The following is a 20,107-nucleotide window of genomic DNA, read 5'->3' as shown; positions in this document are numbered from 1 at the left end:
TAAGTATTGCCAACTTGTGCTGAAAACTACCTTTCTAACCCTGTAACTAAGATTAGGTTCGTCGAATTATACTGCAGTGAGTGGTGATAGAAAAAATCTGCTGCCATTTTGCTGCCAATGATAGATTCAAAAAACAAAAAAGCCACCATAAAAGGTGGCTTAACTGCATGATTTACATCACTAAATTTGGTGGCCCCTGCTGGGTTTGAACCAGCGACCAAGCGATTATGAGTCGCCTGCTCTAACCACTGAGCTAAGGGGCCAGCGGAGCGGGGATTATAGAGTATCTTGTTAGGGTGATCCAGAGTTCACCATTTGGATGGTGAAAATTACAGCAATAGCTGACTCTTTGATCTCAAAAAGAAAAATCTACTATCCCACGCTCTATCGCTTATTAAGCGCCCAATCATCAGCGTTTTTTGAGACCAGGCTCATTCGAAAGTTTGTCGATACTACAAATAGCGCGTTGCAGGCTTGTTGAGCGAGATGAAGGGCAATATGGCGATGCGTGCCTCTTCATAAGTCTGCCAAAGCTGCACATCTTCCACGGATGGGATTGTCACCAGCTCGCCGGCATCAAGTCCACGCAGCGCTGCCGAGACTAAATCATCCACTTCCATCAGCATCTCAGCGGGAAGATCGTTAATAGATTTTCCTACGCGCTCGAAGATCTCAGTGCGCGTTAAGCCTGGCAACACAGCCTGCATACGCACACCGCTTTCGGCTAATTCTCGATGAAGATTACGAGTCAGGGAAAGCACATACGCTTTGCTGGCGTTGTATGCACCATTAGCTGATTCACTCACCAGCGCTAGCACTGAAGCAATATTCACAATCGTGCCATTGCGACGTGCACGAAATGCCTGTGCAGCACTGTGGGCCAGCTGTGTTAGCGCAACGATATTTAATGTCAGCATGGTTTGTATTTTCGCGATGTCACCGTCAATGAATTCGCCTTCGACAGTCATACCAGCATTGTTTACCAGCAGCGTAATCGCTTTGTTTTGCTGGATTTCGCGATCAACTCTTAGCAAATCATCGTGGTTGGTGAGGTCGGCAGCCAGCACGCTGACTTCAACGCCATGCGCTTCACGCAGCGATTGTGCCAACAGATTGAGCCTGGCTTCATCGCGTGCCACTAGAATCAGGTTTGTGCCACGTGCTGCCAGTTGTTTCGCATAAGTCGCGCCAATTCCACTTGATGCGCCGGTGATCAAAGCCAGTTGTTGTGACATGGTGTGTTCCTCTAAATGATGATTATCATATTTACGAGATTTAATATGACGATCATAATATTTGTCGTCAAGCTAGAATATGATGGTTGTAATAATTACACTGATTGCCATCAACGATGTCGGAGTCAATGAAGATGGAAAAGCTGAGCCATAAAGCGCGTACACGACAGCGCATTCTGGATGAAGCCTCGGTGGTGATGCGCGAGAACGGCACTGAAAGCATTGGCGTAGCGGCGTTGATGAAGCGCGTCGGTCTAACGCACGGCGGCTTTTATGCCCACTTCGCCTCCCGCGAAGATCTGGTACAAGCGGTGATCGCTGAGATGTTTGCCGATTCAGCGCGACGCTTTGCGGATATCACCTCAATTAACGATCCCGCTGAACGACTGAATCAGCTGATTGATAGTTATTTATCCGAGCGGCATTGCAACACGCCGGGGGAAGGCTGTCCGCTGCCTGCGCTGGTGAGTGAGATGGCGCATTTACCCGTCGAGGCGCGTACGTTGTTTTCACAGCGGCGTGAAGCAATGCGGCAGCGTTTGGCGTTGACGCTAAATGAGCTTAATCATCCGCATGCGGATGACGCGGCGACCACTATCTTGGCTGAGATGGTTGGTGCGGTGGCAATGGCTCGCGCTTGTCCGGACGACGAGGAAGCGCGCACTATGCTGGCGAGTAGTCGTCGATCGGTAAAACAACGCGCCGGACTGGAGATGGCATGAGTGAGCACGATATCCGCGACATCATTGCGCCTGATTTACAGGTGCTGTTTTGTGGCATCAATCCGGGCAAGTCGTCGGCGCACACTGGATTTCACTTCGCCCATCACGGCAATCGCTTCTGGAAGGTGATTTACCAAGCGGGCTTTACGCGCGAGTTACTCAAGCCCGAGCAGGAGCAGCGGCTGCTGGAAACCGGCTGTGGCATTACCATGCTGGTGGAGCGTCCGACGGTGCAGGCTAACGAGTTGGACGGCGATGAATTACGCGACGGTGGTTCACGCTTGCAGCAAAAGATTTTGCACTATCAACCGCGTGCCTTGGCGGTGTTGGGCAAAGATGCCTTCCAGAAAGCATTTCGTCAGCGCAAAGTTGAGTGGGGTGAGCAGCCGCAAACGCTGGGTGAAACGCGTTTGTGGGTGCTGCCTAATCCGAGCGGGTTAAATCGTGCGACGCTGGAAGAGATGGCCGCATCCTATCGTCAACTGCATGATTGGCTGCAAAGTAATGCTTGATAGAGTGACTCTTCAGGCAATAAAAAACCCCGGCAAGCCGGGGTTTTTTCGTCTCGACAAAGATTAATCGTCGAGGAAGCTACGCAGTACTTCTGAGCGGCTTGGGTGACGCAGTTTACGCAGCGCCTTGGCTTCGATCTGACGAATACGCTCACGCGTTACATCAAACTGTTTGCCAACCTCTTCCAGCGTGTGGTCGGTGTTCATATCGATACCGAAACGCATACGCAGAACTTTCGCTTCACGCGCGGTCAGGCCAGCCAGCACGTCGTGGGTCGCTGAGCGCAGGCTTTCCGAGGTAGCGGAATCCAGCGGCAGTTCCAGCGTGGTGTCTTCGATAAAATCGCCCAGATGCGAATCTTCATCATCACCAATTGGCGTCTCCATAGAGATTGGCTCTTTAGCGATTTTCAGCACCTTGCGGATCTTATCTTCAGGCATCAGCATACGTTCAGCCAGCTCTTCCGGCGTCGGTTCGCGGCCCATTTCCTGCAGCATCTGACGCGAAATACGGTTGAGTTTGTTGATGGTCTCAATCATATGCACCGGAATACGGATGGTGCGCGCCTGGTCAGCGATAGAGCGGGTGATAGCCTGACGAATCCACCATGTGGCGTAAGTTGAGAACTTATAACCACGACGGTATTCAAACTTATCAACGGCTTTCATCAGGCCGATGTTGCCTTCCTGAATCAGATCGAGGAACTGCAGACCACGGTTGGTGTATTTCTTCGCGATAGAGATAACCAGACGTAAGTTTGCTTCAACCATCTCTTTCTTCGCACGACGCGCTTTCGCTTCGCCGATAGACATGCGACGGTTGATGTCCTTCACCTGCTCGATGGTCAAGCCGGTTTCTTCTTCGATCTGCTGCAGTTTGTACAGCGAACGATTCACATCATCTTCAACTTCCAGCAGCTTCTCAGACCACGGCTTGTTCATCGCCAGCGCGGCTTTGAACCAGCTTGGGTTGGTTTCGTTGCCGGTAAACAGCGTGATGAAGTTTTTCTTCGGCATTTTGCACAGTTCAATACACAGCTTCATGATCAGGCGCTCTTGCGTACGCACGCGCTCCATCATTTCACGCATATTGTTTACCAGGTAATCGAACTGCTTCGGTACCAGGCGGAACTGCTTGAACACTTCAGAGAGGTTCTGGATTTCGGCTACGGCGTCAGCATGGCTGCGGCCTTTGGCTTTGATGACGGTACGCGTGGTTTCGTACTGCGTGCGCAGGTCGCCAAACTTCTCGCGAGCCAGTTCTGGATCGATTGAGTTATCGTCATCAGAGCTGTCGTCATCGTCTTCATCTTCTTCTTCGTCGTCATCACGGTCTTCCTGTGATAACTCAGAACCGACGTTGGTGGCGGTCGGCGCGATATCTTCTTCTGCGTTCGGATCGATGAAACCGATGATCAAGTCAGACAGGCGAGCATCGCCCGCTTCTACGCGATCGTACTGATCGAGCAGATAGGTGATCGCTTCCGGATATTCGGCTACAGAGCATTGGACCTGGTTGATACCGTCTTCGATACGCTTAGCGATGTCAATTTCGCCTTCGCGCGTCAGCAGTTCAACGGTACCCATTTCGCGCATGTACATGCGCACCGGGTCGGTGGTACGGCCAATTTCAGATTCAACACTGGATAAAACCTGAGCGGCGGCTTCTGCGGCATCTTCGTCAGTATCGGAGCTGTTTTCATTCAGTATCAGATCATCAGCATCAGGCGCTTCTTCAACAACCTGAATACCCATGTCGTTAATCATCTGGATGATGTCTTCGATCTGATCGGAGTCGACGATATCTTCCGGCAGATGGTCATTGACCTCAGCATAGGTCAAATAGCCTTGCTCCTTACCACGGGTGACAAGTAGCTTAAGCTGTGACTGCGGGTTTTGCTCCATAAGACGGTATCCACACTTCTGTTAATTAGATTGGTGTCGGTCGGCGGCGAAAGCCAACAATAACAGTGAAGGCGTTGTGTTTTTGCCGCTGCCTACATCGCGGCCAGGGCCTTTGCCCTTCTATAATCGGCACTTAAGCCGCTTGAATTCTGTTCGGACCTGGCTCACTCGTCATTTTCGTCCCCGGCAGTGCTCGCAATCCTCACGTACTTCAGTACGCTCCGGTTGCTGCGCGCTGGCGGTAACGAAACTGACTTCGACGCCTACGGTCCTTTTTCCGGTTTCGCTTATATACAAGCCTTGTCCGGAGAATGAGTCAGAAAAGGAGCTTAAAGAGCGCTAACTGATCTAACCAAGTAAAAATCTTATTTTTTCGCTAATGCCTGGCTTAGAGCCCAGAACTCGCGGCGTTCGATGGCACTTAAGCCTTCCGTTCGCTCGCGTGCGATAAGCGCTTCAAGGCGCTGTTCGAGCGCGGCATCGTAAATACTTGCCAGTGAATCCTGGAACACTTCTTCAGCCTCTTCATCCACTATCATGTGGTTCCAGGTGGCCAGTGTTTCAAGGGGCTGGCTAAAATTTGTTCCGCGATATAACTCTAGTAGCTGTCCGGTGGTCAGGCCAGGATTCTCTGTACAACGACTGACTAACTCCACAAATAGCGGTAAACCCGCCATTTTTGACTGCTCCAGTCCATCCAGTGTAGGCACGATGGAGGCAAATTGCGGATTCTGCACTAATAACGCGATCAATACGCGCATGGTGGTGCGCTTCAACGGTGGGGCAGTTGGCAGCACTCCGCTTTCCGCCAGCTTCGGCATCAGCTTGTCTAACTGGTTATCGTCAAGAATCCCGAGTTTATTACCCAACGTTTGACGCATATAAATACGCAGCGTTTCACCGGGAATCTGACTGATCAGCGGTAACGCCAGTGTCGCCAGCTTGGTTTTGCCATCGCGTGTACTCAAATCCACTTGCGGCATCAGGCTGTCGAACAGAAACGTGGAGAGCGGTGTAGCGTGCTCCATCCGCGCTTCAAAGGCTTCTTTGCCCTCTTTGCGTACCAGCGTGTCCGGATCCTCGCCATCGGGCAAAAACATAAAGCGTAGCTGACGGCCATCATTCATGTAAGGCAATGCGGTTTCGAGCGTACGCCATGCCGCTTCACGTCCGGCGCGGTCGCCGTCGTAACAGCAAATCACGGTATCCGTTGAGCGGTAAAGCAGCTGAACGTGTTCAGCAGTGGTCGAGGTGCCCAGCGATGCAACGGCATAATCGATGCCAAATTGCGCCAGCGCCACCACGTCCATATAACCTTCGACAACCAGCAAACGCGTGGGTTGCGGATGATTTTTCTGCGCTTCATAAAGTCCGTATAACTGGCGGCCTTTATGAAAAATCGGCGTTTCAGGCGAGTTCAGATACTTTGGCGTATCGTTGCCCAGCACGCGGCCACCAAAACCAATCACGCGGCCACGCTTATCGCGAATAGGGAACATCACGCGATCGCGGAAGCGATCGTAGGTGCGGCCTGAGTCATTGCTGACCAACATGCCCGCTTCCATCAGTGATTCGCGATCGTCTTTTTGCTGCCCAAAGCGCTTCAGAGCATTATCCCAACCGGCAGGCGCATAGCCGATAGCGAAGTGATCGATCACTTCCTGACTAAGACCACGCGTGGCGAGATAATTCTGTGCAGATTGCGCTTGTGGATTACGCAGGCTCTGTTGATAGAAGCCGTTCAGGCCATCCAGCAACTGATAAAGACTTTGACGTTGATGGCGCTCCATCTGGCTAGGACCATTGCCCGCTTCATACGGCACTTCTAAGCCATGAAGCGTGGCCAGCTCCTCAACGCTCTCAACAAATTCCAGACGATCGTGATTCATCAGGAAGTCGATGGCGTTACCTTTGGCGCCACAGCCGAAGCAGTAATAAAACTGCTTCTCACCGCTTACGGTGAAAGAGGGGGTTTTCTCGTTATGGAAAGGACAGCACGCGTGATAGTTCTTACCCTGCTTTTTCAGCTTAACGCGGGCATCGATAATATCCACGATGTCCGTGCGGGCAAGTAAGTCGTTGATAAATATGCGTGGAATTCGTCCAGCCATAAGCCCCGATTTTTCAGCTCATAAACGACAACAAGCCGCGCTTCCTTTCGGAAAGCACGGCCTTTTACTTGACTCTGTCTGCGTTTATCACGCGGCGGAAGCAAGCTTCCGCAAGAAATTAGTACAGACGAGTGCGGCGTGCGTTTTCGCGAGCCAGTTTCTTGGCATGACGCTTAACTGCAGATGCTTTAGCGCGCTTACGCTCAGTGGTAGGCTTCTCGTAGAACTCACGGCTACGAACTTCTGCCAAAACACCTGCTTTCTCGCATGAACGCTTGAAGCGACGCAGTGCTACGTCGAACGGCTCGTTTTCACGTACTTTAATTACCGGCATGTAACTCTTACCTCGATAAAATTCGGTTTTTGCTGCTGACTGCGGCGCCAGCACATTTCAAAATGGTGCAGCATTTTACTCCAGCCGCGGCCGACTTGTAAAGCACCATGTATAATTTAGAACCAACAGGGGCAAATGCCATCGCGGCTGCCGGTTTTTTCAGGCCGTGGAGTATAGCGCACTCTTTGTGCGACAGAAAAACACTTTTTCAGGGGCAAACTCTCTGGCGTGAGAATTGCCTGTGTTACACTGCGCGCCGCACGAAGAGGGTGATAAAAGCTATGCGAGTTCTGGGTATTGAAACGTCCTGCGATGAAACCGGCATCGCGATCTATGACGATGCGTCCGGTCTGCTGGCAAATCAACTATATAGCCAGGTGAAACTGCATGCCGATTACGGCGGAGTGGTGCCGGAACTGGCATCGCGTGACCACGTCCGTAAAACCGTGCCGCTGATTCAGGCGGCACTGAAAGAAGCAGGCCTTGAACCACAACAGATTGATGGCGTTGCCTACACTGCCGGACCCGGATTGGTGGGCGCGTTGCTGGTTGGTGCCACCATTGGTCGTGCGCTGGCGTTCGCCTGGAATGTGCCGGCGGTGCCGGTGCATCACATGGAAGGGCATCTTCTGGCGCCAATGTTGGAAGAAAATCCGCCGGAATTCCCGTTTGTTGCGCTGCTGGTTTCCGGCGGACATACACAATTGATCAGCGTGACCGGTATTGGTGAATACACCTTACTGGGCGAATCGATTGACGATGCGGCAGGCGAAGCGTTTGATAAAACTGCCAAGCTGCTGGGGCTGGATTATCCGGGCGGACCGATGTTGTCGCGTATGGCGCAGCAGGGCACGCCAAACCGTTTCCGCTTCCCACGGCCAATGACCGATCGTCCGGGGCTGGATTTTAGCTTCTCCGGCCTGAAAACCTTTGCAGCGAACACCATTCGCGAGCATCAGGGCGACGAGCAAGCCCGTGCGGATATCGCTCGCGCGTTTGAAGATGCGGTGGTTGATACCTTAATGATTAAGTGCAAACGTGCGCTTGAGCAAACCGGCTTCAAACGTTTGGTGATTGCGGGTGGCGTCAGCGCGAACCGCACTCTGCGTGAGCGCATGGCTGAGATGATGCAAAAGCGTGGTGGCGAAGTGTTTTACGCGCGCCCTGAGTTTTGCACCGATAACGGCGCGATGATTGCTTATGCGGGCATGGTGCGTCTCAAAGGCGGCACAAGTGGTGGGCTCGGCGTCAGCGTGCGGCCGCGCTGGCCGCTGGCAGAATTACCCGCCATCTAAAACGAAAAAACCGGCCTCGCGCCGGTTTTTTTATTTCTTCTTTTTCCGCTTCCAGATCTTATTTTCCTGACCGCGCCACAGGCGCTGGATGTTGTCGTGGTGCCGCAACAGAATCAGGCACGAGAGCATCGAAACGGGGAAAGTGAATTGCGGTTTGAACCACCACACGTAAAACGGCGCGATCAGCGCACTGACAATCGCGCCGAGCGATGAATAGCCGCTCAGCAGCACCGTCAGCAGCCAGGTGCCGGTCATCAATCCCGTCAAATCCCAGCCAATCGGCGCAATCGCACCAAGGGCGGTCGCCACGCCTTTACCGCCGCGAAAACGAAAGAACACCGGATAGATGTGGCCCAGACAGGCAGCAATCGCCGTGAGGCCAAGATAGAGCGGGGCAACGTGCAGCAAATAAGCGATCCACACTGGCAGCATGCCTTTTGCCACATCGAAAATTAGCACCGCCGCAGCGGCGGCTTTGCCACCAATGCGCAAAACGTTGGTCGCGCCAGGATTGCCTGAGCCTTGCGAACGCGGATCGGGTAAACCAGCCAGTTTACAGACCAGTATCGCACTGGAAATCGAGCCGCAAAGATACGCGAAAATAATCATACCAAGCGCGATAGCACTCATAGCGTCGTACCGTTCCTTTTGGGTCGTTTTGTTCTCGATAAGCGTGGATAATACGCATAATCCGCCGGAAGTGGTATCCGGCTTAGCCAAAAACAGAGACTGACATCATGGATATCGTATTTATCGAGCAGCTTACCGTGTTCACGACTATTGGCGTTTACGACTGGGAACAGGGTATGCAGCAGAAGCTGGTGCTCGATGTCGAAATGGCGTGGGACAACCGTCAGGCCGCGGCCAGCGACGATGTGAATGATTGCCTGAGCTACGCCGATGTCACCGAAGTGATCCTCAATCATCTGCAAGGCCAGCGTTTTGCCCTGGTTGAAAGGGTGGCAGAAGAAATCGCCGATCTGTTGATGAATCGTTTCAAAACCCCTGGAGTACGTATAAAGGTAGGCAAACCGGGCGCTGTAGCCCAGGCGGCCAGCGTTGGCGTGCGTATTGAGCGCGGGACTATTCCGAAATAAAACTTCCGTGATTGCCATCACAATGAAACCAAACCAAATTATGGTGTGTCTCACTTGAGGCCGTTGCGCTAACGAGCAGGAAGTGACCGAATTTCTTAAGGTTTCCTTCAGCGTGACGCAGGCATAATTTCAGGCGGTAGCCCTTTGCGACCGCCTTTTTACTGTTTAAAACGGATAGAGGAAATATTTTGATGGCAGACATTCACCAGCTTTGGGTAGCTGCAATCCTGGGGGTTGTAGAAGGCCTCACGGAATTCCTGCCGGTCTCTTCCACGGGCCACATGATTATTGTTGGTCATCTGTTGGGTTTTGAAGGCCAGACCGCTGAAACCTTCGAAGTTGTAATTCAACTCGGTTCCATCCTCGCTGTGGTCGTGATGTTCTGGCGCCGCCTGTTTGGTTTGATCGGCATTCATTTCGGTGAGGTCAAACATGAAGGTGTCGGTACAGGTCGTCTGACGCTGATTCATATTTTGTTGGGTATGGTGCCGGCGGTGGTGATTGGTTTGCTGCTGCACGATCAAATTAAAACGCTGTTTAACCCGATCAACGTGATGTATGCGCTGGTGGTCGGCGGTGTGCTGCTGCTGGTGGCGGAATACTTCAAGCCTAAGCAACCTAAAGCAGTTGGCGTTGACGATATCACTTACCTGCAAGCGTTTATGATTGGCTGCTTCCAGTGTCTGGCGCTGTGGCCGGGCTTCTCGCGCTCAGGTGCGACGATTTCTGGCGGTATGCTGATGGGCGTGAGCCGTTATGCGGCGTCGGAGTTCTCGTTCATTCTGGCGGTGCCGATGATGATTGGTGCAACCGGACTGGATCTCTACAAGAGCCTCGGCTTCCTGACAATGCAGGATTTCCCGATGTTTGCCGTCGGTTTTGTCACCGCCTTCGTTGTGGCGCTGCTGGCAATCAAAGTGTTCCTTGAGCTGATCAAGCGTATTTCGTTTGTCTCTTTCGCTATCTACCGCTTCATTGTTGCGGCCGTGGTTTACGCCATCTTTATGTAAGTCATCCCGCGCGGCCGGTTACACTGGCCGCGCGTTAATCAATTCCGACTGCAGCACCGCAACACGCCGACGCGTCAACTCTTCCCGCACTTCTGCCCCTTTAAAGCCTGCTGCAACCACATCTTTGGTGGGTACCGCTTGCGCCAGCGCAAACGCCAGACGCAAATAATCGCCTTGCGGATAAGCCATGCTTTCCAGGCCCGCACGCCCGCGCGCATCCGCTTCGCTGGTCAGCGCCATTTTCTCCACGCGATCAGGCTTACGCCAGGCATCGATACGATCAAAAAGCGCGATTAATGCGTCCGCTGACTGGCGCTCAATGGTGTGCACTACGTCATGGAATTCAGTCACCACTAATGCCAAATCACGCACCTGATTTGGCACGCGCAGGCGCTGGCACAGCGCTTCAACAATCGGCACGCCCGCGAGGCCATGACCATGATGGCTCGGCCATTTTTCCGGTGGCGTCAGCGCTTTACCGACATCGTGGAACAACGTAGCGAAACGCACATCAAGTTGATCCGAGAGCGCGGCGGACATCGCCAGCGTCATCAGCGCATGGATGCCGGTATCAATTTCAGGATGCCATTTGATCGGTGCCGGAATGCCATACAGGTTATCGATTTCCGGGAACAGCACCTGCAGCGCGCCGCAGTCACGCAGCACCTGGAAATAGACCTGTGGATTGCGCGTCAGCAACGCTTTTTCCGTCTCTTTCCACACGCGTTCTGCGGTGAGATGCGCCAGTTCGCCGCTGATCGCCATTTCACCCATCAGCGCCTGGGTTTCATCGGCAATACGGAAATTTAGATGGGCAAAGCGGGCGGCGAAACGCGCCACGCGTAATACGCGCAGCGGATCTTCGTTAAAGGCGGCGGAAACATGGCGCAGCTGGCGTTGCGCCAAATCGCGCTGACCGCCATAAGGATCAATCAGCTCGCCGCTGTCGCTTTGGGCGATGGCATTGATGGTGAGATCGCGGCGCTGTAGATCTTGCTCGAGCGTGACATCCGGCGCGAACTGCGTCACAAAACCGGTGTAACCGTTGCCGCTTTTGCGTTCCGTACGCGCCAGCGCATACTCTTCACGGCTGCGCGGATGCAAAAAAACCGGAAAATCCCGGCCAACCTGCTGATAACCTTCCGCCAGCATCGAATCTGGCGTCGCGCCAACAACCACCCAATCTCTATCTTTTACCGGCAAACGCAGTAAGGCATCGCGCACTGCGCCACCGACCAGAAACGTCTTCACTCAACCACTCCAGAGGCAAATCAGAAATTGCGTGCTGAACACGCTTGTTACTTTATTGTTGCATACTTTGGCTAAATATCGGGCACGCCAAAAAGGGCATCTTACGATCCCCTTGAATAAAAGAACAAATCTGCGTGGCGCGTTAGTTCATCCAGCGATCGTTTTTCTTGCGACGCGGCACCATATGCGGCAGCAACAGACCCAACAGCAGACCAACGCCCAACACGCCGCCGCCATACATAAACCACTGCATGATGATGGTGCGCTGCTTGTCATCCAGCTGCACGTTGGCGGCACTCACTTTCTTCTGCGCGACAATCAGCTCATTTTTCAGCTTCTGATTCTCGGCTTTCAGGCCATCAATGGTGCCGTCGCTGTTGGCGACTTTGTTTTGCATCTCGGACGTGCGCTGATTCCAGCTGTTATCGATATTCGCCAGCTTAGCCGTCAGGTCTTTAACCTGCTGCTCCAGTTGCGGCACGCGGGTACGCAGGCTGGGATTGGCGCTCAGCTGCGACAGTGGAATCCAGTTGGTTTTGCCTTCTGCATCACGAATCTGGCCATATTGAGAATCGTTGTTGGTCTGCAGCAAGGTGACTTCCTCTCCGGCGTTCAGCTTACCGATCAGGCGATATTGATCGCCCGGACCGCTGCGCACCCAAGTGGACAATTCATCGGAGATGTAACGCTTTTCGTCAGCAGCATGAGCAGGCGTGATGGCGCTGAAAGCCAGCAAAGAAAGGGCAGCAAGTGTGATTTTTTTCATTCGATGTCGTTTTTTCTTAATGGCGTAAAATTACCGGCACAGTCTGGAGACGCTTCTCAAAAATCTGAATGAGAACTATCCTGGTCTCAATCCGGTGCGAAAAGGGTCGTAAAAGCACAAGAAAGCGGAGACAGCGGGCTTCCGGTGCATTACTCTTCGCCAGATTAAACTCGTAAGTGCCAGCAGCGTATTGAATAAAAAATTATGACCATCGAAATCGAATTAAAGTTCATTGCTACACCGCAAGCCGCCGAAAAACTGGCTGAAAAGCTTGCCGCGTGGCCACATCAGCACTTCGCCGCGCGCGAGCTGACTAATATCTATTATGAAACCGACGACAACCAATTGCGTCGTTGGGACATGGGCCTGCGTATTCGTGGCGTTGACCAACGCTATGAAATGACACTGAAAGCTGCAGGTAAAACCGTCGGGGGCTTGCATCAGCGTCCTGAATATAATGTTGATCTCACCGAGCCGCAGCTGGATATCGCGCGCCTGCCGGCCGAGATCTGGCCGCAGAACACCGATATCGCCGCACTGCAATCGCACCTGCAGCCGTTGTTCAGCACCCATTTCCAGCGCGAAGCCTGGCTGGTGCAATTTGGCGACAGTGAAATTGAAGTGGCATTTGACCGCGGCGAAGTCGCTGCCGGTGAATTTAGCGAACCGCTTTATGAAGTTGAGCTGGAGCTCAAAAGTGGGCAGCGCGATGACATGCTGAAATTCGCTGAAGCGCTGGTTGCGATGGGTGGCTTGCGTCTCGGCAGCCTGAGCAAAGCCGCGCGCGGCTACCAGCTGGCGCAGGGTAATTTACCGCGTCCAATCCGTACGTTGCCGTTGCAGAAAATCGCCGCGAAAGCGTCGGTTGAGCAGGGCATGATTAACGCGATGACGGCGGCACTGAATCATTGGCAATACCATGAAGAAGTGTGGCTGCGTGGTAATAAAGAGGCCAAAGCGGCGGTGGTTGATGCGCTGGAAACGCTGCGTCAGGCGTTCTCACTGTTTGGCGCGTTGGTGCCTCGCAAGGCCAGCAGCGATCTGCGCCAGAAGTTAACCCGTCAGGAAGAGTTGCTGGCCGATGAAGAGAATAATGCAGAAACCACGTGTTTCTCGTTGACCTCCGTTGAAGCCCAGTTAGCGCTTACTCACTGGCTGGTGGAGTCGCAGTGGCAAAACTGGCTCGACGACAAGAGCAAAAGTAAGCTGCAGGGATCGTTTAAGCGCTTCAGCGATATTATGCTGAGCCGCATCTCAGCCGATCTCCGTGAAACCTTCGTGGACGTGCAACTGTTCTATGAGTTTCAGGATAAAGCGACGCGCCTGAATCGTCAGTTGCTGGCGGTGAATCTGCTGGCGGGCGCTTATCCGGCGGAAGAGGTGAATGTTTGGCTGGAAGGCTGGCTGGAGTTACAGCACGCCATTCGCGTCAAACAGAATCACGGCTTAATGCAACTGGTGAATCTGGCGATTAAACCAGCGCCGTTCTGGCTTAATAGCGGAATCAAACGCTAACGAAAAATCCAATCAGGGAGAGAAGATGTTGTTACCGTTACCGGCGCTAATGCAGGCGCAGTTGGCTAATGTGGCAGAGCGACTTAATTTGCCACCCTTAGCGTTCACGCCAGAACAGGCGGGCGCGCTGACCTTTAGTGACTTTATCCTCGATAACCTGCAGCAGCATCCCGAATGGTGGCAGCATCTGCAACAGCAAGCGCCTGCGCCAGATGAGTGGCAGCACTATGCCAGTTGGCTGAAGGACGCGCTGCAAGCCGTTGATAACGAAACCTCCCTGATGCGCGAACTGCGTTTGTTCCGTCGTCACATGCTGGTACGCATCGCCTGGATGCAGGCGCTGCAACACGCCACTACCGAACAAAGTTTGCAGCAACTCAGTACGCTGGCGGAAATTCTCATCGCGGCTGCTCGCGACTGGGTTTGGCAGGATTGCAGCCGCGACTTTGGCACGCCATGCAATGAAGCCGGTGAAGCCCAACCGATGCTGATTCTCGGCATGGGTAAACTCGGCGGCTGTGAACTCAATTTCTCTTCTGATATCGATCTGATTTTTGCCTGGCCGGAAAACGGCGTTACGCAAGGTGGACGGCGCGAGCTCGACAATGCGCAATTCTTCACGCGCATGGGGCAGCGCCTGATCAAAGTGCTCGATCAGCCAACGGTGGATGGGTTTGTCTATCGCGTGGATATGCGTCTGCGCCCGTTCGGTGATAGTGGTCCGCTGGTGCTGAGCTTTGCAGCACTGGAAGATTATTATCAGGAGCAGGGCCGCGACTGGGAACGCTATGCGATGGTCAAAGCCCGCCTGATGGGCGACGATCACGGTCACTGGAGCCAGGAATTGCAGCAAATGCTGCGGCCTTTCGTCTATCGGCGCTATATCGATTTCAGCGTGATTCAATCGCTGCGTAACATGAAGGGCATGATCGCGCGCGAAGTGCGTCGACGCGGCTTGAAAGACAATATCAAGCTCGGTGCCGGCGGCATTCGTGAAACAGAATTCATTGTGCAGGTCTTCCAGCTAATTCGCGGTGGACGTGAGCGCTCACTACAACTGCGTTCCTTGCTCCCTACGCTTGAAGCAATTGGCGAGCTGGCTTTGTTAAGTCAAAAACAGATCGAGCATCTGCGTGAAGCCTATCTATTCCTGCGTCGGCTGGAAAACCTACTGCAAAGTATTAATGATGAGCAAACGCAAACGCTGCCAGAGAACGAACTCGACCGCCAGCGCTTAGCCTGGGCGATGGGCGCGGCAGACTGGAGCGCTCTGATGGCGCAGCTGGAGCTGCAAATGGCCGGTGTGCGCGCCATCTTTGATGAGCTGATTGGCGACGATGCGCCGGATGTCGACGACCAGCCGCAGTTGGCCGAATTTGCTGGTTTGTGGCAGGACGCACTTGAAGAGAGCGATCTCGTCCCGGTTGTGCCGCAGTTGGACGATGCGCAGCGTCATGCGCTTTACAACGCGTTGAACAACTTCCGCCAGGATGTGAGCCGCCGCACCATTGGTCCGCGCGGTCGTCTGGCGCTTGATCAGTTGATGCCGCGTCTGCTCAGTGAAGTCTGCCCGCGCGAAGATGCGGATGTGCTGCTGAACCGCCTGACACCGCTGTTACTGGGCGTGCTGACGCGCAGCACTTATCTGGAATTACTCACCGAATATCATGGCGCGCTGCGTCATCTGATTCGCCTGTGTGCCGCATCACCGATGATTGCCAGCCAGCTAGCGCGCTATCCGCTGCTGCTGGATGAACTGCTCGATCCCGCAACGCTGTATCAACCTACCGCGACCGACGCTTATCGTGACGAACTGCGCCAATATCTGCTGCGTATTCCCACCGATGATGAAGAGCAGCAACTGGAAGCATTGCGCCAGTTTAAACAGGCGCAGCATCTGCGCATCGCCGCTGCCGATATTGCTGAAACGCTGCCCGTGATGAAAGTGAGTGATCACTTAACCTGGCTGGCAGAAGCGATTATCGAATCGGTGGTACAGCAAGCCTGGCAGATGATGGTGCAGCGCTATGGTCGCCCATCGCATCTCACCAGCGACAACGAGCGCGGTTTTGCGGTTGTCGGTTACGGCAAGCTCGGTGGTTGGGAGCTGGGTTATAGCTCTGATCTTGATTTGGTGTTCCTGCATGATTGTCCAGATGATGCAGAAACCGATGGTGAGCGGGTCATTGATGGTCGTCAGTTCTATTTACGCCTGGCGCAACGCGTGATGCATCTGTTTAGCACGCGCACGTCGTCCGGCATTTTGTATGAAGTGGATGCGCGTCTGCGTCCTTCTGGCGCGGCGGGCATGCTGGTCAGTACTTTTGCTGCCTTTAACGAATACCAGCGCAGCGAGGCGTGGACCTGGGAGCATCAGGCGCTGGTGCGCGCGCGCATTGTGTTTGGCGAACCTGCGCTATGTGAACGCTTTGATGAAATTCGGCGTGGCATTCTTTGCCTGCCGCGTGAAGTCGATACGTTGCAAAAAGAAGTGCGTGAAATGCGTGAAAAAATGCGTGCGCATCTCAGCAATAAACACAAAGGTCGCTGGGAAATTAAGACCGATGAGGGCGGTATCACCGATATTGAATTCATCGCGCAATATCTTGTCTTAGGCTACGCGGCACATCAGCCAGCGTTGACGCGTTGGTCGGATAACGTCCGCATTTTCGAGTTAATGGCGCGTCACGGCATTATGCCGGATGAAGAGGCGCAGGCTTTAACGCATGCTTACGTCACGTTACGTGATGCGCTGCACCATCTGGCGCTGCAGGAACTGCCGGGCCATGTGGCATCTGAAGCCTTTGTCGCTGAGCGCGCGGTGGTCAACAACAGTTGGCAGCGTTGGTTAAGCGGCACCGAATCTGACAGCGCGGAACAGTGAGCCTGATGGCTTATGTGGTAATATCCTGCGCATTATTTTGACCGTGTTGGAGTCTCTGAATGAAAGTAACACTGCCCACTTTTGGCAAGGCCACTGTGCTGGTCGTCGGCGATGTAATGTTAGATCGCTATTGGTATGGCCCAACCAGCCGTATTTCCCCGGAAGCGCCGGTGCCGGTGGTAAAAGTGGATACCATTGAAGAGCGTCCAGGCGGAGCGGCAAACGTCGCCATGAACATTGCTGCGCTCGGTGCAGCATCACGGCTGATTGGCTTGACGGGCGCCGATGATGCCGCGCGCGTATTGAGTGAAACCCTGCAAAAGGTCAATGTCGACTGTGATTTTGTTGCGGTGCAAAGTCATCCAACCATCACCAAGCTGCGCGTGCTGTCGCGCAATCAGCAGCTGATTCGCCTCGATTTCGAAGAGGGTTTTGAGCAGATTGATCCGCAGCCGATTCACGATCGTATGCGTCAATCGCTGACGCAAGCGGGTGCGCTGGTGCTGTCTGACTACGCCAAAGGCGCGCTGAACAGCGTGCAGACTATGATTCAACTGGCGCGTGAAGCTAATGTGCCGGTGCTGATTGATCCCAAAGGCACTGATTTTGAACGTTATCGCGGTGCGACACTGTTAACGCCGAATTTGTCTGAATTCGAAGCGGTAGTGGGTAAATGCAAAACCGTGGAAGAGATTGTCAGCCGTGGCATGCAGTTAATCGCTGATTATGAGCTCTCCGCGCTGCTGGTCACCCGTTCAGAGAACGGTATGACGCTGCTGCAGCCGGGCAAAGAACCGCTGCATCTGCCTACGCAGGCGCAGGAAGTGTATGATGTGACCGGTGCGGGCGATACCGTAATTGGCGTGCTGGCTGCGGTGCTGGCGGCGGGTGACAGCCTGGAAGAAGCCTGTTTCCTTGCTAATGCTGCTGCAGGCGTCGTCGTTGGCAAGCTGGGTACTTCTACAGTCAGCACGGTTGAGCTGGAAAATGCCATTCATGCCCGTCCGGAAACGGGATTTGGTGTGATGACCGAAGCAGAGCTGAAAGCCGCTGTTGCGCTGGCGCGTCAGCGCGGTGAGAAAGTGGTGATGACCAACGGTGTGTTTGACATCCTGCACGCTGGCCATGTTTCTTATCTGGCGAATGCGCGCAAGCTGGGCGATCGCCTGATTGTGGCCGTTAACAGTGATGCCTCGACTAAGCGTCTGAAAGGCGAAACGCGTCCGGTCAATCCGCAAGAAAATCGCATGATTGTTTTGGGTGCGCTGGAAGCGGTGGATTGGGTTGTACTGTTTGAAGAGGATACGCCACAGCGTCTTATTGCTGGCGTACTGCCGGATCTGTTGGTAAAAGGCGGCGACTATAAGCCAGAAGATATCGCGGGAAGTAAAGAAGTGTGGGCTAACGGCGGTGACGTGCGCGTGCTTAACTTTGAAGATGGCATCTCAACCAGCAACATTATCAAAACGATTCGCAGTCATTAAGTGTAAATCGGCGGGAGTTATGCTCCCGCCGATTAGCTTACTGCGGAGTATCGATTTTCCCAGCAGGATCTGGCGTGATAATCGCTGGCGCCGGTGCCGCTGGACTTTCACTTTCCAACTTCGCCAAACGCTGTTCCAGCGCAGCTAATTTCTCGCGCGTACGCAGCAGAACCTGCGTCTGCACATCAAACTCTTCACGGTTAACCAGGTCCATGCGCGTCAACTGCGCCTGTAAAACCTGACGGATTTTCTTTTCGACATCATCGCCAAAATCGCGAATCCCTTTCGGCATAGCTTCATGTACCTGGCGAGCCAGTTGTTCAATTTTTTTCGTGTCGATCATGATTATTTCCTGGTTACGGTGGCCGATAGCTGCGCGTGTTCGGACTCAATAGCTATTAAGTGTAATGCCTGAAACGAAAAGGTTAAACCTGAAATCCGCAACGCAGGAAATGCAAAAGCATTTGCACTTTTGTCGATTGCCCGTCCAGATGATTGGCGTTATAGTTTGTTCGCTTATTCTCAGGGCGGGGCGAAATTCCCCACCGGCGGTAAATCAGCTATAGCTGAAAGCCCGCGAGCGCTTTGACAGCAATGTGAAAGGTCAGCAGATCCGGTGTAATTCCGGAGCCGACGGTTAGAGTCCGGATGGGAGAGGGTAACGACATCAGCCGGGCTTTGCCCGCGTCACGTTTTTGCCATGTGTTTTGTACGCACTCCTAAGCACGCCCTGGTTCTGGTAACTCATATTTTATAAGGTTTTTTTACCATGAATCAGACGCTTCTTTCTGAATTTGGCACGCCTGAACAGCGTGTAGAGCGCGCCATTGATGCGCTGCGCAACGGCCGCGGTGTAATGGTGCTCGACGATGAAAATCGTGAAAACGAAGGTGACATGATCTTCCCGGCAGAAACCATGACCGTTGAGCAGATGGCATTAACCATCCGTCACGGCAGCGGTATTGTGTGCCTCTGCATCACCGAAGAACGCCGTCAGCAGCTTGAGCTGCCAATGATGGTGGAAACCAACACCAGCGCATACGGCACCGGTTTTACGGTGACGATTGAAGCCGCAAGCGGTGTCACCACCGGCGTTTCTGCTACCGATCGTATCACCACCATTCGCGCTGCAGTCGCTGATGGCGCTAAGCCGTCAGACCTTAACCGTCCGGGCCATGTCTTCCCGCTGCGCGCGCGTGAAGGCGGAGTTCTGTCTCGTGGTGGACATACCGAAGCGACTATCGATCTGGTGACGCTGGCAGGATTTAAACCTGCGGGCGTACTGTGCGAATTGACCAATGATGATGGCAGCATGGCGCACGCGCCAGAAGCGATTGTGTTTGCTAAGCAACACGATATGCCGGTCGTCACCATTGAAGACCTGGTGGCGTATCGCCGTCAGCGTGAGACGCGTCACGCCAGCTAACTGAATTGATGTAGAAGAAAGAGGCCGGATAGTTACCTATTCGGCCTCTTTTTATGTTTTAGCGATTGGCATAAAACACATGATTACCAATCACCACGGTACGTTCAAAAGCATGGCGCCAGGCCGGTTTAACGTGGTGCGCATGGAAGAACGTTGCGCCTTTGGTTACGTCCTGTAATTCTCCTTCAACAATCTTTTTTGCCAACTCTCTGGCGCGCTGCCAGCTTTTATCTTCCTTGGGTGGATAACGATAAGGATTCTTTTTGAGAGACGTCCAGGAGAACTGCTTAGGTGCGTACACCACAGGACAGATCTCTTTGACATCCCAATTGGCCCGGTTCATGGTCACCGTGCCAACCGCTATTTGTCCTTTAATCGGTTCGCCGCGCGCTTCATGGTAGATATTCATCGCCAGGCACAATATTGCTCCCTGAATTAACATAAATTCCAACTCATGTTTCTAAAACCGGGTGGAGTTTATGAAGTTGAATCATTGGACGTAACAAGACCGGTCTCGCTCGGTCTTAGGTGCGGGCTATATCACTGATATGTAAAAGGAG

The 20,107-nt window shown here is 53.4% G+C and carries 18 protein-coding genes, 1 tRNA gene and 1 riboswitch; of the genes, 9 read left to right on the top strand and 10 right to left on the bottom strand.

Features of this window, described 5'->3' with window-relative positions; translation table 11 throughout:
- Positions 1–187 precede the first annotated feature (187 nt).
- Positions 188–263, bottom strand: a tRNA-Ile gene (locus tag NR302_RS16415).
- Positions 264–452: 189 nt separating this feature from the next.
- Positions 453–1,235 (bottom strand): SDR family oxidoreductase, encoded by a 783-nt coding sequence (locus NR302_RS16410; RefSeq protein WP_258143962.1) that lies wholly within the window; start codon positions 1,233–1,235, stop codon positions 453–455.
- A gap of 134 nt (positions 1,236–1,369) precedes the next feature.
- Here NR302_RS16410 and NR302_RS16405 point away from each other — a divergent pair, with 134 nt between their 5' ends.
- Positions 1,370–1,957: a TetR/AcrR family transcriptional regulator gene (locus tag NR302_RS16405; RefSeq protein ID WP_258145209.1), complete on the top strand. Its 588-nt coding sequence runs from the start codon at positions 1,370–1,372 to the stop codon at positions 1,955–1,957.
- A complete protein-coding gene (gene mug / locus NR302_RS16400) occupies positions 1,954–2,469 on the top strand; it encodes a G/U mismatch-specific DNA glycosylase (RefSeq protein ID WP_258143961.1) in 516 nt (171 codons plus the stop codon). Before NR302_RS16405 ends, mug begins: the two co-directional genes overlap by 4 nt.
- A 63-nt stretch (positions 2,470–2,532) precedes the next feature.
- Here the strand turns inward: mug and rpoD are convergent, their stop codons facing one another.
- The 3 genes from rpoD to rpsU form a co-directional block, all read right to left on the bottom strand.
- Complete coding sequence (rpoD, locus tag NR302_RS16395) at positions 2,533–4,374, bottom strand: RNA polymerase sigma factor RpoD (RefSeq protein WP_008103440.1); 1,842 nt, start codon at positions 4,372–4,374, stop codon at positions 2,533–2,535.
- 365 nt (positions 4,375–4,739) lie between these two features.
- Positions 4,740–6,485, bottom strand: coding sequence for a DNA primase (gene dnaG / locus NR302_RS16390; protein ID WP_258143960.1), 1,746 nt, complete (start codon positions 6,483–6,485; stop codon positions 4,740–4,742).
- A gap of 118 nt (positions 6,486–6,603) precedes the next feature.
- Positions 6,604–6,819, bottom strand: coding sequence for a 30S ribosomal protein S21 (rpsU, locus tag NR302_RS16385; protein ID WP_008103436.1), 216 nt, complete (start codon positions 6,817–6,819; stop codon positions 6,604–6,606).
- A 281-nt stretch (positions 6,820–7,100) separates the two neighbouring features.
- Between rpsU and tsaD the strand changes: the two genes are divergently transcribed.
- The gene (gene tsaD / locus NR302_RS16380; RefSeq protein ID WP_008103434.1) at positions 7,101–8,114 is read left to right on the top strand and encodes a tRNA (adenosine(37)-N6)-threonylcarbamoyltransferase complex transferase subunit TsaD; all 1,014 of its coding nucleotides are present in this window, start codon (positions 7,101–7,103) and stop codon (positions 8,112–8,114) included.
- Between the two features lie 30 nt (positions 8,115–8,144).
- On the opposite strand, the gene plsY is transcribed toward tsaD, so the two are convergent.
- Entirely contained in the window at positions 8,145–8,744 is a 600-nt protein-coding gene (gene plsY / locus NR302_RS16375; RefSeq protein ID WP_258143959.1) for a glycerol-3-phosphate 1-O-acyltransferase PlsY, read from the bottom strand.
- Between the two features lie 107 nt (positions 8,745–8,851).
- On the opposite strand from plsY, the gene folB reads away from it, so the two are divergent.
- Both folB and bacA read left to right on the top strand, forming a co-directional pair.
- Positions 8,852–9,211 (top strand): bifunctional dihydroneopterin aldolase/7,8-dihydroneopterin epimerase, encoded by a 360-nt coding sequence (gene folB / locus NR302_RS16370; protein WP_008103431.1) that lies wholly within the window; start codon positions 8,852–8,854, stop codon positions 9,209–9,211.
- Between the two features lie 191 nt (positions 9,212–9,402).
- Positions 9,403–10,221 (top strand): undecaprenyl-diphosphate phosphatase, encoded by an 819-nt coding sequence (gene bacA, locus NR302_RS16365; RefSeq protein ID WP_008103429.1) that lies wholly within the window; start codon positions 9,403–9,405, stop codon positions 10,219–10,221.
- 18 nt (positions 10,222–10,239) lie between these two features.
- Here the strand turns inward: bacA and NR302_RS16360 are convergent, their stop codons facing one another.
- Together NR302_RS16360 and NR302_RS16355 are read right to left on the bottom strand one after the other, a co-directional pair.
- Complete coding sequence (locus NR302_RS16360) at positions 10,240–11,472, bottom strand: multifunctional CCA addition/repair protein (RefSeq protein ID WP_258143958.1); 1,233 nt, start codon at positions 11,470–11,472, stop codon at positions 10,240–10,242.
- 142 nt (positions 11,473–11,614) lie between these two features.
- Positions 11,615–12,238: a TIGR04211 family SH3 domain-containing protein gene (locus tag NR302_RS16355; RefSeq protein ID WP_008103426.1), complete on the bottom strand. Its 624-nt coding sequence runs from the start codon at positions 12,236–12,238 to the stop codon at positions 11,615–11,617.
- 204 nt (positions 12,239–12,442) lie between these two features.
- On the opposite strand from NR302_RS16355, the gene NR302_RS16350 reads away from it, so the two are divergent.
- Genes NR302_RS16350 through hldE form a run of 3 tightly spaced genes read left to right on the top strand, consistent with a single transcriptional unit; the run spans position 12,443 to position 18,121 of the window.
- Positions 12,443–13,753: an inorganic triphosphatase gene (locus NR302_RS16350; RefSeq protein ID WP_258143957.1), complete on the top strand. Its 1,311-nt coding sequence runs from the start codon at positions 12,443–12,445 to the stop codon at positions 13,751–13,753.
- A 25-nt stretch (positions 13,754–13,778) separates the two neighbouring features.
- Positions 13,779–16,637, top strand: a complete 2,859-nt coding sequence (glnE, locus tag NR302_RS16345; RefSeq protein ID WP_258143956.1) for a bifunctional [glutamate--ammonia ligase]-adenylyl-L-tyrosine phosphorylase/[glutamate--ammonia-ligase] adenylyltransferase — start codon at positions 13,779–13,781, stop codon at positions 16,635–16,637.
- Positions 16,638–16,696: 59 nt separating this feature from the next.
- Positions 16,697–18,121, top strand: coding sequence for a bifunctional D-glycero-beta-D-manno-heptose-7-phosphate kinase/D-glycero-beta-D-manno-heptose 1-phosphate adenylyltransferase HldE (gene hldE, locus NR302_RS16340; RefSeq protein ID WP_008103420.1), 1,425 nt, complete (start codon positions 16,697–16,699; stop codon positions 18,119–18,121).
- Between the two features lie 37 nt (positions 18,122–18,158).
- On the opposite strand, the gene NR302_RS16335 is transcribed toward hldE, so the two are convergent.
- Positions 18,159–18,464: an accessory factor UbiK family protein gene (locus NR302_RS16335; protein WP_008103418.1), complete on the bottom strand. Its 306-nt coding sequence runs from the start codon at positions 18,462–18,464 to the stop codon at positions 18,159–18,161.
- 171 nt (positions 18,465–18,635) lie between these two features.
- Positions 18,636–18,785: riboswitch (FMN riboswitch) on the top strand.
- Between the two features lie 105 nt (positions 18,786–18,890).
- Between NR302_RS16335 and ribB the strand changes: the two genes are divergently transcribed.
- The gene (ribB, locus tag NR302_RS16330) at positions 18,891–19,547 is read left to right on the top strand and encodes a 3,4-dihydroxy-2-butanone-4-phosphate synthase (protein ID WP_258143955.1); all 657 of its coding nucleotides are present in this window, start codon (positions 18,891–18,893) and stop codon (positions 19,545–19,547) included.
- 58 nt (positions 19,548–19,605) lie between these two features.
- On the opposite strand, the gene NR302_RS16325 is transcribed toward ribB, so the two are convergent.
- Positions 19,606–19,989 carry a cell wall hydrolase gene (locus NR302_RS16325; RefSeq protein ID WP_008103414.1) on the bottom strand — a complete coding sequence of 128 codons (384 nt, stop codon included), beginning with the start codon at positions 19,987–19,989 and terminating at the stop codon, positions 19,606–19,608.
- Between the last annotated feature and the right edge of the window lie 118 nt (positions 19,990–20,107).

The sequence above is a fragment of the Pantoea sp. SOD02 genome (assembly GCF_024707505.1).
Taxonomy (GTDB): domain Bacteria; phylum Pseudomonadota; class Gammaproteobacteria; order Enterobacterales; family Enterobacteriaceae; genus Pantoea; species Pantoea symbiotica.
The sequence above is the reverse complement of the archived record's forward strand: the minus strand, read 5'-3'. Positions and strand labels throughout refer to the sequence as shown.

Excerpts from the sequence above, each read along its gene's own strand:
- NR302_RS16410 (WP_258143962.1), bottom strand. The coding sequence starts at position 1,235 with ATGTCACAACAACTGGCTTTGATCACCGGCGCATCAAGTGGAATTGGC.
- NR302_RS16405 (WP_258145209.1), top strand. The coding sequence starts at position 1,370 with ATGGAAAAGCTGAGCCATAAAGCGCGTACACGACAGCGCATTCTGGAT.
- mug (WP_258143961.1), top strand. The coding sequence starts at position 1,954 with ATGAGTGAGCACGATATCCGCGACATCATTGCGCCTGATTTACAGGTG.
- rpoD (WP_008103440.1), bottom strand. The coding sequence starts at position 4,374 with ATGGAGCAAAACCCGCAGTCACAGCTTAAGCTACTTGTCACCCGTGGT.
- dnaG (WP_258143960.1), bottom strand. The coding sequence starts at position 6,485 with ATGGCTGGACGAATTCCACGCATATTTATCAACGACTTACTTGCCCGC.
- rpsU (WP_008103436.1), bottom strand. The coding sequence starts at position 6,819 with ATGCCGGTAATTAAAGTACGTGAAAACGAGCCGTTCGACGTAGCACTG.
- tsaD (WP_008103434.1), top strand. The coding sequence starts at position 7,101 with ATGCGAGTTCTGGGTATTGAAACGTCCTGCGATGAAACCGGCATCGCG.
- plsY (WP_258143959.1), bottom strand. The coding sequence starts at position 8,744 with ATGAGTGCTATCGCGCTTGGTATGATTATTTTCGCGTATCTTTGCGGC.
- folB (WP_008103431.1), top strand. The coding sequence starts at position 8,852 with ATGGATATCGTATTTATCGAGCAGCTTACCGTGTTCACGACTATTGGC.
- bacA (WP_008103429.1), top strand. The coding sequence starts at position 9,403 with ATGGCAGACATTCACCAGCTTTGGGTAGCTGCAATCCTGGGGGTTGTA.
- NR302_RS16355 (WP_008103426.1), bottom strand. The coding sequence starts at position 12,238 with ATGAAAAAAATCACACTTGCTGCCCTTTCTTTGCTGGCTTTCAGCGCC.
- NR302_RS16350 (WP_258143957.1), top strand. The coding sequence starts at position 12,443 with ATGACCATCGAAATCGAATTAAAGTTCATTGCTACACCGCAAGCCGCC.
- glnE (WP_258143956.1), top strand. The coding sequence starts at position 13,779 with ATGTTGTTACCGTTACCGGCGCTAATGCAGGCGCAGTTGGCTAATGTG.
- hldE (WP_008103420.1), top strand. The coding sequence starts at position 16,697 with ATGAAAGTAACACTGCCCACTTTTGGCAAGGCCACTGTGCTGGTCGTC.
- NR302_RS16335 (WP_008103418.1), bottom strand. The coding sequence starts at position 18,464 with ATGATCGACACGAAAAAAATTGAACAACTGGCTCGCCAGGTACATGAA.
- ribB (WP_258143955.1), top strand. The coding sequence starts at position 18,891 with ATGAATCAGACGCTTCTTTCTGAATTTGGCACGCCTGAACAGCGTGTA.
- NR302_RS16325 (WP_008103414.1), bottom strand. The coding sequence starts at position 19,989 with ATGTTAATTCAGGGAGCAATATTGTGCCTGGCGATGAATATCTACCAT.